The 12,388-nt window shown below is 56.4% G+C and carries 17 protein-coding genes and 1 other RNA gene; 14 read left to right on the top strand and 4 right to left on the bottom strand.

Annotation, left to right across the window (positions count from 1 at the left end; genetic code table 11):
• Positions 1 to 20 precede the first annotated feature (20 nt).
• On the bottom strand, positions 21 to 875 hold the full coding sequence (locus TBK1r_RS21815) for a hypothetical protein (protein WP_419580257.1): 855 nt from the start codon (positions 873 to 875) through the stop codon (positions 21 to 23).
• A gap of 441 nt (positions 876 to 1,316) precedes the next feature.
• Between TBK1r_RS21815 and TBK1r_RS21810 the strand changes: the two genes are divergently transcribed.
• Complete coding sequence (locus tag TBK1r_RS21810; protein WP_145215371.1) at positions 1,317 to 1,607, top strand: MTH1187 family thiamine-binding protein; 291 nt, start codon at positions 1,317 to 1,319, stop codon at positions 1,605 to 1,607.
• A 222-nt stretch (positions 1,608 to 1,829) separates the two neighbouring features.
• Entirely contained in the window at positions 1,830 to 2,474 is a 645-nt protein-coding gene (locus TBK1r_RS21805; protein WP_419580256.1) for a hypothetical protein, read from the top strand.
• A gap of 2 nt (positions 2,475 to 2,476) precedes the next feature.
• Here the strand turns inward: TBK1r_RS21805 and TBK1r_RS21800 are convergent, their stop codons facing one another.
• Both TBK1r_RS21800 and TBK1r_RS21795 read right to left on the bottom strand, forming a co-directional pair.
• The gene (locus tag TBK1r_RS21800) at positions 2,477 to 4,744 is read right to left on the bottom strand and encodes a terminase gpA endonuclease subunit (protein WP_145215365.1); all 2,268 of its coding nucleotides are present in this window, start codon (positions 4,742 to 4,744) and stop codon (positions 2,477 to 2,479) included.
• Positions 4,734 to 4,940, bottom strand: a complete 207-nt coding sequence (locus TBK1r_RS21795) for a hypothetical protein (protein WP_145215362.1) — start codon at positions 4,938 to 4,940, stop codon at positions 4,734 to 4,736. The genes TBK1r_RS21800 and TBK1r_RS21795 overlap by 11 nt, the downstream gene beginning before the upstream one ends.
• Before the next feature lie 248 nt (positions 4,941 to 5,188).
• On the opposite strand from TBK1r_RS21795, the gene TBK1r_RS21790 reads away from it, so the two are divergent.
• The 11 genes from TBK1r_RS21790 to TBK1r_RS21740 all read left to right on the top strand — a co-directional run bounded on the left by TBK1r_RS21790 (position 5,189) and on the right by TBK1r_RS21740 (position 9,459).
• Positions 5,189 to 6,046: an amidoligase family protein gene (locus TBK1r_RS21790; protein WP_419580255.1), complete on the top strand. Its 858-nt coding sequence runs from the start codon at positions 5,189 to 5,191 to the stop codon at positions 6,044 to 6,046.
• Between the two features lie 284 nt (positions 6,047 to 6,330).
• The gene (locus tag TBK1r_RS21785; RefSeq protein ID WP_145215357.1) at positions 6,331 to 6,606 is read left to right on the top strand and encodes a hypothetical protein; all 276 of its coding nucleotides are present in this window, start codon (positions 6,331 to 6,333) and stop codon (positions 6,604 to 6,606) included.
• A 71-nt stretch (positions 6,607 to 6,677) separates the two neighbouring features.
• Positions 6,678 to 6,887 carry a hypothetical protein gene (locus tag TBK1r_RS21780; protein ID WP_145215354.1) on the top strand — a complete coding sequence of 70 codons (210 nt, stop codon included), beginning with the start codon at positions 6,678 to 6,680 and terminating at the stop codon, positions 6,885 to 6,887.
• Positions 6,888 to 7,138: 251 nt separating this feature from the next.
• Positions 7,139 to 7,381, top strand: a complete 243-nt coding sequence (locus tag TBK1r_RS21775; RefSeq protein ID WP_145215351.1) for a hypothetical protein — start codon at positions 7,139 to 7,141, stop codon at positions 7,379 to 7,381.
• 6 nt (positions 7,382 to 7,387) lie between these two features.
• Positions 7,388 to 7,472, top strand: an RNA gene (locus tag TBK1r_RS21770) — hammerhead ribozyme type II.
• Positions 7,473 to 7,498: 26 nt separating this feature from the next.
• Positions 7,499 to 7,984, top strand: coding sequence for a winged helix-turn-helix domain-containing protein (locus tag TBK1r_RS21765; protein WP_419580254.1), 486 nt, complete (start codon positions 7,499 to 7,501; stop codon positions 7,982 to 7,984).
• A gap of 12 nt (positions 7,985 to 7,996) precedes the next feature.
• Complete coding sequence (locus tag TBK1r_RS21760; protein ID WP_145215345.1) at positions 7,997 to 8,227, top strand: hypothetical protein; 231 nt, start codon at positions 7,997 to 7,999, stop codon at positions 8,225 to 8,227.
• Positions 8,228 to 8,489: 262 nt separating this feature from the next.
• On the top strand, positions 8,490 to 8,675 hold the full coding sequence (locus TBK1r_RS21755; RefSeq protein ID WP_145215342.1) for a hypothetical protein: 186 nt from the start codon (positions 8,490 to 8,492) through the stop codon (positions 8,673 to 8,675).
• Complete coding sequence (locus tag TBK1r_RS21750) at positions 8,672 to 8,905, top strand: hypothetical protein (protein ID WP_145215339.1); 234 nt, start codon at positions 8,672 to 8,674, stop codon at positions 8,903 to 8,905. Before TBK1r_RS21755 ends, TBK1r_RS21750 begins: the two co-directional genes overlap by 4 nt.
• Positions 8,905 to 9,135 carry a DUF4314 domain-containing protein gene (locus TBK1r_RS21745; RefSeq protein WP_145215336.1) on the top strand — a complete coding sequence of 77 codons (231 nt, stop codon included), beginning with the start codon at positions 8,905 to 8,907 and terminating at the stop codon, positions 9,133 to 9,135. Before TBK1r_RS21750 ends, TBK1r_RS21745 begins: the two co-directional genes overlap by 1 nt.
• A gap of 3 nt (positions 9,136 to 9,138) precedes the next feature.
• Complete coding sequence (locus tag TBK1r_RS21740) at positions 9,139 to 9,459, top strand: hypothetical protein (protein WP_145215333.1); 321 nt, start codon at positions 9,139 to 9,141, stop codon at positions 9,457 to 9,459.
• Positions 9,460 to 9,468: 9 nt separating this feature from the next.
• On the opposite strand, the gene TBK1r_RS21735 is transcribed toward TBK1r_RS21740, so the two are convergent.
• The gene (locus TBK1r_RS21735) at positions 9,469 to 10,779 is read right to left on the bottom strand and encodes a DNA modification methylase (protein WP_145215330.1); all 1,311 of its coding nucleotides are present in this window, start codon (positions 10,777 to 10,779) and stop codon (positions 9,469 to 9,471) included.
• A gap of 191 nt (positions 10,780 to 10,970) precedes the next feature.
• Between TBK1r_RS21735 and TBK1r_RS21730 the strand changes: the two genes are divergently transcribed.
• Positions 10,971 to 12,128 (top strand): carboxypeptidase regulatory-like domain-containing protein, encoded by a 1,158-nt coding sequence (locus TBK1r_RS21730; RefSeq protein ID WP_145215327.1) that lies wholly within the window; start codon positions 10,971 to 10,973, stop codon positions 12,126 to 12,128.
• Positions 12,129 to 12,388: the final 260 nt, after the last annotated feature.

Raw genomic sequence — 12,388 nt, 5'->3', positions numbered from 1 at the left:
ACGAACTTGTGCTCGATCGCCTATTCAATCCATTTGATCCGGCATTCTGCATTCTCGACGAGTGCGAGCTTCGCATGCAGATCTTCTGCAAGTTCTTCGACGACTGTTGGGGCTAAATTCCCTTCAATAGTCACTGTGACATGATCCATATTGTCGACGTAGCGCACTTGCACGCCCTCCACATCGATTCTCTTAGTCCGCCAATCCTCGTCGCATTCGTCTTGGGGATCCAACGACGTGTGCGTCATTTGCGGTCGGTAAAGGGATTCGTAAGCATCCATGTTTGGCTCTGTACCGATCTCATCCGCCAAGTCATCCTCGCGGTCAAAACCTGCACCTGGATGATCAAGTGAGAACTTCCGCATTTCATAGCTCCACAGATGCAGGCTCGCTTGATCGCAACGAGCAACTTGAAACCGAGTCCATTTTCGGATCGTCAATCGAGTCCAGGAGAAGTCGGCCAGTGACAATGACCAGTCATCGATATTCTCAAGGAAGCCATCTTCGGTCAACAAGTCTCCGCCAGACACCACAATCGCTGACGCATCTTCGTTCAATTGTGCATTGTGTTTGCTGATCCATCCTGGAGGGTTGCCCCTGGTGGAAATCTCCTCAATCGCAAGCGTGTCCGTATTGAGGGAGTAGACCTGGGTTCGTCCCACTTCGCGATCGTCGGGATAGCCGATACTTCCGATGAGCAAGATCTCTTTTCCACGGTTGATTGACGTCGCCGTGTGAAAGTCAGTCGGGCGGAAAGCTTCTTCAGGATAGCCGAGGATCTGTACGGCACCGTCCCCGTGCTCGATGATGACATCGTTGTAGATGAAGAAATCTGGATCGTAGTAGTCCTCGTGCTCTCCGGCGATCCAAAACACTCGACCGTCGGCGAGTTCGGTTCGCGATTGCCCCATTCGACACCCAGCCCAGCGAGGTTCATCCGGAAAATCGACGCTGCCGAGTATTTTTCCCAGCCGTGATTTGAAACGTTCGTTTGCGTGGTAGGGATCTACGCGACCTCGAAACAACCAAGCCCAGACGGGATTGGACATATCCTCGGCTACAATGGAACCCCGTCGAGCTTTTTGCCACTTGCGAAACAGGTTGGTCGTCACTTCGGGGCCGGGTTCCCGGTCCTCTTCTTTGATCTCTTCGTCGTCTGACGTCATCGCCACTCCTCAATCAATAGGTCAAACCGTCACGACACGAAATTGAAGGGCAAAGTTCGCGACCGCTTCGGACGACCGGTCGCGGCCGAAGTCGGGAGTAGTTTAGCGGAGCAACATCGCCTCATCCAAACCAACATCGAGTTAGCAAGAATGAAAGTCATTGTCGATTTATGCGTCGTTCCCATGGGAGTCGGCGTTTCAGTGAGCAAGTACGTCGCTGAATGCCAGAAGGTGCTTCACGAAGCAGGACTGGAGCACCAACTCCATGCGTACGGAACCAACATCGAAGGCGATTGGGACGATGTATTCGCCGCGATCAAGCTTTGCCACGAACGCGTACACGCAATGGGCGCACCTCGGATCACGACCACCGTCAAAGTCGGTACACGCACGGATCGCGAGCAATCGATGCAGGACAAGATCGATAGTGTTGTCGGCTAGAAGCAATAGGTTCCATGCGAAAACTCGGTCGATGCCTTGCGTTTAGCCGATGCGATCTCAATTTGATTTATAATCATCAGCTGAACCGAACTGTCATTTCGTCAAAACTCGAAATCAACTCATAGAAGCGACCCAATGAAATCATTGAAGACTCCCTTCGCTTTTCTACTCGCCGGCGTTTGCATCGCTGCGACAGCGAACGCTCATTACCTTTGGATCTCCGTGGACCGAGATTCTGGGACAAAAGGGACGAACATCTATTTCGAGGAGGCTCCAAAAGCCGGCGACGGACATTACTTGGATCATTTTTTGGGTACGAGTGATGTTTGGATTCGTACTGTCGAGAAACCTGCACCCAAACCGATCAAGGCGGAAGAAGTGAAAGCTGGAGACAACCGCTGGATGCGAGTCGCTCTGCCAGAGTCAAAGGAGTACAGCGTCGATGCGTACGGCAAGTTTGGTGTCTATGAGTACGGTACGAAGAAAGTCTTGCTTCACTACTACGCGCGGAATCTGAGTGTCGAGTCTCATGACGCGATGCACGAATTGGGACGTGCCGAGCAAATGGATCTTGACTTGGTTCCACACGACCATGGCGGACAAATCGAGTTCAGTCTGCTGTGGAAGGGTGAGCCAGTTGCCGATCGCATGGTCTTTGTTCGAGGGCCAGACGGCCTCAGAGAAAACGTGAAGACCGACGCTGATGGCAGGATAGAACTGAAACGCCCGAGCAAGGGATCATTAACCCTAAGAAGCTCAGTCGAGTTTGCCACGCCGGGCAGCGAAGACGGTGAAGCCTACGAAGCGATCCATCACAATATTACGCTCGTGATGCCGTTCGATTCTAGTGAGGCGAACAACGAATAACTCTAGTTCCGTCGCTTCTGCTGCAACTCGCGGAAGCTGACGCGTTTGCCATGTCGCTGCCCAGGAAGATCGGTTCCGAAAAGCAATGCACCCTGCATCGACGCGGCAACGGCCGACCCCACCAAGCAGTCAAGCCAGTGGTTGTCGGGTTGTTCGGGACGGGCTTTCCATTCGTCAACGGTTCGGCCGCGGCCCTCGGTGCGGATGTAGTATTCAGCGGTAACTTGTTCGGCGAACATGCGGTGCTGATCTGGGCGGTCGCCGAAGATGGAGAGGCAGCCTCGGTCGCCCATCGCTACTGCGAGTCGCGCGTGCGTGAATGACTTCCACCAATTGGTGTCGTAGATCACATGGCGGATGGCTCGTTTGCCGTGGATGGTTGGAACACGCCAGTTGAGTCCGACGCGATCACCTGGCCGGCGTTTGTATTCGCTAAATGGATTGGATGAGGCGCCCACGAATCGCCCGTGCGATGGCAACAGGATCGAGGCGTGGGAGCTTTGCCGGCAGAATTGGTAGACGACGTTGGTCGAGTGGCCCCAGTTGGCATCAATCAAGCAGCGACCGATCTTCATCGCTGCACCGTCGTCGCGTTGCCACTCGCGACCGAGTAGCTCCTCCGTCAAAGATTCAAGGCCAGCATAGATACTGCCTTCGAGTCCGGTGCCCTCGGCGGCCGTAGCCAAGGTGTGCCGAGCGTCGCGAAGCGTGAAGTAGGTTCGCTGTTGATCGGGATAGGTTCCGTAATCAACAACATAGCCGGTGAAGTCGTCTTCCCAGGCGGCGACGACGTAGAACAAAAGTTTGCCTTGGACGTCGATGAACGCAGTTAGATGGTTACCGGCGATCGGAACTCGGCGTCGAGGCAGATTGTTGATCTTGGCAGCGACTTGGTCGGCGCTCAGTTGATCGGCACCGACGGTCTCTTCCGGCAGCGGTTCATTCTGGTATTCGGCGAAGAAGGCGGCTTCGTCTTGAAGCCTCAAGTTCATCGCGTGTTGGATCGCGGATAGCTCGTCGTGGTTGAATCGCTCCTTCCACGAGACATCTGCGCCGACGTCCATGGCTTCACGGTTCAGGCGATAGAACTCAGTGCCGGCTGCTCCGCCATCGCCGGCCCGCAACCCTTCCGCTCGGATCTCGGCGTAACGTTGCCAGAGCGTCTCGTTGGTCGGAAACGCGTTAACCATACGTGTCCGTTCGCCGTTCCATTCCGGGTGGAGGTCGCGATTGAGAATGTTGTCGGCCATGTCTCCCGGGCGAATGACGGTACAAGGCATGATGCCAGAGATTTTTTTGCCTGGGCCTGCCAGTCCGAGGACCGCACCGGCGAGGATCGCTTCGCGGTTGGCGCATTGCGATAGAGATCGAGCGGACTCATCCGTCTGCGGGTCATCCAGCACCACCAACGACGGCCGGACCGTCTTGCCATCAGGCCGTTTGAATTTCATGCCGCGGATGCGACCGGTGAGACCGGCAACCTTGATGATCGCGCCGCTGGCTTTGCTGCCGGCGATCGTTGGCAAGACGATTTCCTTGGCGGTCCATCCGATTTGCGTTCTTCGACCCCCGAACAGTTGTCCGTTTGCACGGTTGGCGATTCCGTCGAGGGCCTGGATGGGGAAACAGACTTCCGGGTAGTCGGCGGCAAGCAGCTCGTTGCTGTCGAGTTCGGTTTTGATCGAATCGAGCATGTCGCAGGCGTGACCTTCATCGCTGCCGATCAAACAAACGAAGTCGCGATAGCCATTGAGTACCGCCCAGATGCAGGCGACTTCGGCGAGTGAGCTCTTGCCGGATCCACGAGCCATGGCGAGCGAGAAGAGACCGCCACGAATGACGGCTTCTTCAATCTTGTTGATCACCTTCAAGTGGTCCGGCGACCACTCAAGATGAAAGGTCAAGCGAAAGTAGGCTTCGCAGAACGCTCGGAATGAACCGGCTGCCTTGGCCTTGCGTTCGGGAATCTCGACTGCTGGTAACTCTCCGATATCGCGACCTGCCAAAGCGATGGCGGCATTTCGCGCTCGGGCGCTCTCCTTGAGCTTTGCATACGGATCGACATCGGAAGCCGGTTTCGGTGTGTGCCGTTTCTCATGGAGCCAATCTGCATACGCCAATAGATCGACATGCCGGCCATCTCCGATGCGATTACCCGCTTCGACTCGATGGCGATGCAACTGCCGTTCGTTGATCACGGTGCCGAGCGGAGTCGAGTTGAGTAGCCGGCAGCACTCGCTCGGCTTCAATTTGCGTGGGTCATTCGCCACGGCCGGCCTCCTTCAGCATCCATGCGGTGTAGGTCAATAGGTTCAAGCGGCCGGCACCGTTGGTCGGAGCGCCGGCCTCGATATCGGCTTCAAACTCGGCAACTGGGACCTTTCGCCGGCGCAACTTGGAGAACATCGCGGCCATTTGTTCGGCGGTCATCGCATTCGGGTTCAGTTCTTCGTTACTGCCTTCCATGGCGGGCTCCGTGGGGGAATTGCGACTGCGCTAACACGTCGGCGACTGTCGCGATCATGTGCATGTTTGCGGTCAGTGGCCGCATGTTTTCGGCGGCGACGTGGGGCCAAAACTGGCCGCCTGTGGGCGCGAAAAGAAAGCTGCGAATTACTGGAACATTACTTTCAAACTTCGCTTGAGGTGTCTCAAAACGCATGGCTCATGTGTGTCAGCGCAAAACGAATTCCATGCTTTTCGGAGACACAAACATGCACGCCAACGACATCGCCTTCGGTATCGAAATCGAAACTCACATGCCCGGACACGACCGCACGCCGATCGGCGGCTACCACAATGGCCTTCCGGTTTCCTGGTTGCCCGCGGGTTGGAAAGCGGAACGCGACGGCAGCATCCGCACGCCGGCCGGCCGCAAACCTTGTGAGTTTGTTTCGCCGGTCCTGCGCGGACGCGAGGGTTTGCAAAACGTCGAGACCGCGGTCGACGCGATCAAAGAACGCGGCGCTCGGGTCAACGAATCCTGCGGGCTGCACATCACCATTTCTTGGAACGGCGATGCGGCGGCCTTGGCACGACTGATTTCCTTGATCGCCAACCATGAAAAAGCCATCTACGCATCGACCGGAACGCGACGCCGTGAACGAAACCAATGGGCTAAGCAAATCAAAACCTACGGAAACAAGGATGCGGCAAAGACCCGCTGCGAGGCCGACCGCTACCACCTTTTGAACCTGACGCACCTAGCTCGCGGCCGGCAACGGATTGAGATCCGGGCCTTCGCCGGAACGCTCAACAAAACCAAATTGATCGGCTACATCCAAATGATCCTGGGCTTGGCCGAACTTGCGATGAACCAAAAACGATGTGCAGGATGGGATTACGCCAAGAAACCCGGAACCAAATCTTGCTGGGACCGACCGGACGCCGGCCACGGGGAAACGGAATTGAACCGGCTCTTCTACCGGTTGGGTTGGACAAAGGGTTGGTACAAGGGCGAACTTCGCAACAAACGATTCGGCGAACTGACCACCGGCGAAAACGGATGCGACTTTCGCCCGGTCAAAAAGAAGCTTCTTGACTTGGCCCGCAAATACGACCAGGCGATTTGAACGCCATCGCTACGAATCTTTGAACGCCGCGCTCTAGAGCGCGGCGTTTCGCCGTTTTGTGGCAAACACGTTGGCCTCGGTGGCCACGTTTTGGAAGGTCCAAAGGTAGACGCGGCTTTTGCCATGTTGCGACACGCGGCGAATGTGGGCAACACGGGCGGCATCAATAAACCTGCGAAAACCCTGCGAATTACTGCCTGGATTCGCTTGCTGTGTTTGGAACCGCATGGCTCATGTGTGTCATCGGAAAACGGTTTTTCATTCACCCAAACGGAGAAACAAACATGACCCTTGGCGAACTGATCGGATTGCTTGAAGAGTACCGCGACGAGCATGGCGAAGACTGCGAAGTGCGATTGATGACGCAGCAGAACTGGCCCTTTGAAAATCGTATCGCAGGTGTTACCAGCGGCGCGGAGATGAACGAAGCGGAGGAAGACGACCCGCACGAATTCGCCGACGAACAAGACGTCGCCGAGGACGCGATGGTCTACATCGTCGAAGGCGGCCAGATCTGCTACGGCAGCAAGCGGGCATGGGAAACCTGCCGCGATTGCTAAACGCGAACCAACAAGCCGGCGGCGCGATTGAGCGCCGCCGGCCTTTCTATTCACGAACTGAGGAATAAACAATGAAGAACCGAGACAAAATGGAAGACGCCTATGCAGCCGCGCACATTCGAGCTTTGACCTTGCTGGAGGATCTGCACGAAACCGTCGAGGACATGCCGGCACCGGGTAACGAAGAGTTCCCGATCGATTGGGGGCATGTCGGATCCTTGAACCATCTTTGTGAACAACTGGCGGAGTTGAAAAAGCACTTCGCTTCGGACGAAGACTGATCGGCACTTGTTCTCCCTGCCCGACACGCCGCGACGTTCGCAACCTGTCGCGGCATTTTCTCGTTTGCGGGTGCTTTGCCGCATGCCCATTGGACGGCAACTCGGCCGAACGTCGCGGGCCGATCGAAAGCTGCAAAAAGACGGCAGATTCTTTTCGGACTTCGCTTGCTGTGCTGCGAAACGCATGGCTCATGTGTGTTAACGCCGACGGGGCGAACCAAGAACCACGACCTTCTACCGGAGACAAAACCATGGCCAAAGAAAACAAGACCGCCGACCTTCGCAGTGCGATGCAAAAACTTGATCCAGCGACCTACCAAGACATTCGCGAAAGCTACTACCGCATTGCCGACAACTTGAAACCGCTGGCCGACGCTTTGGAGAAAGCCGACGCCGACCAAGGTGGCCACGCCGGCCCGCTGCTCGACGAGCATTTTCTCTTCCTGCAAATGTACGACCTGCTTCGCAAGAGCAACCTTGGCGGGGTGGTGTGAACCGAAAGCCGAAACGCCGGCCCCTTTCCTCGAACGAATCGGGCCGGCGTCGTCGCGGGCGGTTCCCGCGGCCTGACGATGGCAGCCAACCATGAACACGAATTGGGAGACAAACGAATGAAGAAGGCAGACGTAAAGATCGGCGGTGAGTACTACGCCAAAGTGACGAACAAGAAAGTCGTTGTGCGGATCGATGCGGAGAACGTCGCGGGCGGCTGGGACGCGACCAACCTTTCGACCAACAAAAAGGTTCGCATCAAAACAGCCGGCCGCTTGCAAGGACCGGCGCGGACGGCCGAATCGACTGCTGAGCCCGCCACGCGAGCGAAGAAGCGTGTCGCCAAGAAGAAATCCGAAGCCAGCACCGGCGGCGAGAAAAAGCTTTCGTGCGTCAAAGCCGCCTTGCAGGTTTTGGAATCCGCCGGCGAACCCATGAACACGCAAGAAATGATCACCGCGATGGTCGACCAGAACCTTTGGGAAAGCCCCGGCGGAAAGACTCCGCACGCGACGCTGTACTCCGCGATCCTTCGCGACTTGGCCAAGGGTGAGGAGAGCCGATTCGTGAAGACCGATCGCGGCCGATTCACGGTTCGCGCATAGGAGGCCGGCGAAATGTTTATCGGAGACGTTCGACAAATCGAGGACCTTGCTGAAGGGGAAACGGCAACGCCGGAACCCGACATGGGATACGAACTGCGGACAGCCAATGGTGACCGCTTTGAACGCGGCACGGTGGAACACTTGGTTCGACGCGGCGGCATGATCATCGCCCGAACAACCGCCGGCGAAGAGTTCGCGGTTGTTGGCCGGAACGCGCACGTCTTGGTCCCACTCTCTTTTTAGCTTCGACACTTTCTACCCTCAACGAACGCTTCGCCACACACGCCCGACGTTGGCCACGGTCGGGCGTTTTGTCGTTGGCCGGCTGCCTGGCCGCGCAACTTCACGAGGCCACACACGGCAACGACGGCCGCGATTTCTCGAAGACGAAAAACATGGCGAATCTTTCCGCATGCTTTGCAAAGTTCGCTTGCTGTGTTTGCCGGCGCATGGCTCATGTGTGTTAACGCGAACGCCGTTTCTTACCACGAACATGGAGAACCAAATGCCAAACCTGCAACCGCAACGCTGGCGATCAACCGTTGTCTTCGCCGACGGCCGGCGAATCGAAGTCGACGATCCGCTGCCAGTTCAAACCATTGTCGCCGATGCGAAACGCGTCGGTGCCACCAAGGTCGAACTCGAGAACGGAACCGAAATCTTCCTCAATGAAAAAGGACAACAACGATGAGCAAAGTTCATACCCTCAATCCTCGGCCGATCGAACCCGCCCCGGCATACGAGAATGGTCATCAGATCGCTCGCGACTTGTTGCGGCACATCGAACTGCAACTCGATTGCATGCAGCGTCCCGAATCCAAGGACCTCCGATGGCATCACGTTCGTGCGGTCAATCTCATCAACGCTCAGCTATCAGAGGTCGCCACGCTACTCGACGAAACCAACGGAGTCCGCAACTGATGAAACCAAAATGCAACCTCAAGGCGGGCGACCGAATTCGTTTGCTTTCGATGGACGACCCCGACCCGATTCCCGCCGGCACCATCGGAACGGTCGCCGCCGTGTATCCGCAAAGCGATTGGACGCAAGTCGACGTGGATTGGGACGGCGGACGATCGCTGATGCTCTCCATTCCGCCAGACCAAGTTCAACGCATCGATGCCTCACCCCAAACCCAATCAGGAGAATGAAACATGTCCACTCGCGCTGTAATCGCTCTGCAATTGCCCGACGAAACGGTCGTCGCGACCTACTTGCACTTCGACGGGTATCCCGATCACGTGATGCCGATCCTTGAAGGAGGCTACCTCGATTCAGATGAAGCACTTGAGTTGATCGAAGGTGGTGAACTGCGATCCATATCGCCGCGGCCAGCTGAGCCCGAGTACTTTGCAACCAACCGGCCAACCGAAGTACTACACGCCGCCGGCGAGCTGCCACGTCTAGCTCGCTATCTGAATGCTGAGCACATCTATCTCCACGGCGAAGGGCGGTGGACGCATCAAAGAACCTGACGCCGCCGCTCATCGCATGTTCTCCTCGCGAGCGCCGACGGGAATCGGCGACTCACCGGTCCGCTCGAGCACGGCGGCTTTGCCGGTAAACCGTTGATAACGATCGACGATCACGTCGCAGTACGGTGGGTCGAGTTCCATCAAGAAAGCCTTGCGGCCGGTCTGTTCGGCACCGATCAAGGTCGATCCGCTGCCGCCGAAGAGATCGAGAACGTTGTCGCCGCGTCGCGATGAGTACTGCATCGCCATCACCGCGAGCTCAGCCGGCTTGCCCGTGAGGTGTTCCAACCGCTGTGGCGGAATCTTCTTGACGTGCCACAGATCGGTTGCGTTGTTCGGGCCGTAGAACTTGTGGCCGGCACCCTCTTTCCAGCCGTAGAACGCCCATTCGTGCGCGCCCATGAAATCTTTGCGCGTCATGACAGGATGCATCTTGTCCCAGATGATGGCCTGCGAGAAATACAGCCCGGCCTTGGCCAGCACGGGCGGATAGTTTGCGATGTTTGAGAAGCCTCCCCAGATGTAGAAGCTGCGGCCGGGTTCCAAGACGCGAGCGATATTACCGAACCAGGCTTCGAGCAATCGGTTGAACTCTTCGTCAGAAACGAAGTCATTGGTCAGCGGCCGGTCCTTGGCTCGCATCTTCTTCGGACCATCTTTGGACTTACCCTTGCCTGCCTCGAACGAACTGTTGCCGGCTGCGATCGCGTTCTTGCTGCGTGGTTCGACCTTCACGTTGTACGGCGGATCGGTATTGCAAAGTTGAATCTTTGCACCGTTTAAAAGGCGATCAAGATCTTCGACGCTGGTCGAGTCGCCGCACAGTAGCCGGTGCTCTCCGAGAAGCCAAAGGTCGCCCGGTTGAGTGACTGGATCGTCGGGTGGCTCCGGGACATCGTCGGGATCGGTCAGTCCTGGTTCAACGCCGGGATCGAGAAGCTTGGCCAACTCATCCGTGTCGAAACCGAGTAGTTCGCAATCGAATCCGGCATGCTGCAGTTCACCGATTTCGAGTGGCAGCAGATCATAATCCCATTGGGCATTCTCGCCGGTTCGGTTGTCGGCGATGCGGTAGGCCTTTACCGCTTCGGGTTCTAGGTCCGTGGCCACGTGGACCGGCACCTGGGCGAGATTCAGCTGCTTGGCAGCTTTCCAACGCGTATGGCCGACGATGATGACGCCGTCGGGATCCACGACGATCGGTTGCCGAAAACCGAATTCGTTGATGGACTGGACGACCGGAGCAACCGCATCGTCGTTGATTCGAGGATTTTTTTCGTAAGGCTTGATCCGATCAAGCGACCACATTTCGACCTGCATGTGCAAAAGCCCTTCCAAGGCGAGGAGAGAAACGGAAGGGTTCGGTCGTTCGCTGGCTAAATTTTTGGTTGGTTTGTTGGTGCGATCTTCGCGGCGATCTACAATCTTCGACTTTCCGGCGTTAGACTACTTTCGTTGTGCCACGGCCTGAGTCAGGCAATGGGCTGATCCAAGTCTGTAGGTAGCGAAGAATGTTCCGATGCATCGTCGTCTTTATGGTGTTGTCTACATGTGTCTGCACACACGCAGCCAACCTTTCCGGCTTGGTCATGGACGGGAGCAATGGCGTTCCCCTTGAGGGTGCGACCGTGACGCTGAAAGATGCGGGACTTTCGATGACAACGGATGCGGAAGGGCACTACAGCTTTGATGGGGCGCCCGCTGATGAGATCACATTCAGCAAAGCCGGCTATGACTCTGTTTCGCGAAGCATCGCGTCGACCGGCGGAACTGAGAATGTGGTGCTCACTCTTGCGGGGAAGGTGACCTACGTCTGTACGACGGCGGATGTGAAAGGCCGATGGCAAATCGCACGGACCGTGTATGACCCTGAAACCAAGACATCGGATATCACTTACCTGACCGACACTACGCAGTGGAACTTCAAGCCCAACTTCAGTCCTGACGGCAGCAAAATCACTTTCTTCAGACGCTATGCGGTTAACGGTCCGTGTTGCGAAACATGGCTTTCTTCCGTTTGTGTAATGAACGCCGACGGAAGCGGTCTGCAAGAGATCATCGCTGGGGAAGAGAGCTTTAATACCGAACCCTACTGGACACGGGATGGATCGCAGCGTGTTAGCTTTAACCGAATGAATGTGAAGGATCGCGGTCCCCATTGGAACGATTTCGATGGACAGCCGGGCGCAGAACAAAGGTTGGCTCCTTGGGGCTGGGTCAATCCGCACCTTGCAGATGGGCGAGTGTTTATACAGCGCAGGGGAGAGAGCTTTCTTGCCACGCCGTCGGATGGCGGCAAAGCAGATTACGTCAAGGTTCAACGCTGTGACGATAAGTTCATTCACAAGATCGCACTGTCCCGGGACGAAACAATGATCGCCTACCAGAAATGGGTCGACTCGAGCCACAATATGTACAAGGGCGGCGTGATGGTCTATGCGAAGTTTGATGCTTCCGTGCCTTCCATTACCGATGAAGTGGTCTTCGATGAGTTGGATCCGTCCACCCAGGCTTGGTACGTTTCGATTTCAACGGATAACAAGTTCCTGCTCTTCGCCAAGGACGGAGCCATCATGCAGCACGACGTGGTAAACGGAACGACGATGAAAGTGTCGGCGGATTCGGATCCTTACAAGGCGTATCCCACTTACACGACATTTGCGAAGTGAGAGGCTTTTGAAGGTGCGAATCGGAACGGCAAATTTGTTCGGACAAACAAAACAAACTGTGCCTAATAGCGCGGCTGTTCCCGCGGCCCTGGTGAGAAAACGATTCGGCCGGAAGTACCTAAACGACTTCGCCGGCGGCGGTCGAGAACTTCTTTCCCTCTTTCACCCCCTGTCGCATAGACACACACATACGCGGGCATCTCGCGGGCGCGGGTGGGTGCGGGTGAATACGTGAAAGAAGAGATTTTTTTCTTATATTT

The organism is Stieleria magnilauensis (assembly GCA_007753675.1).
GTDB lineage: Bacteria > Planctomycetota > Planctomycetia > Pirellulales > Pirellulaceae > Stieleria > Stieleria magnilauensis.
This window is presented reverse-complemented; position numbering and strand designations above follow the sequence as displayed.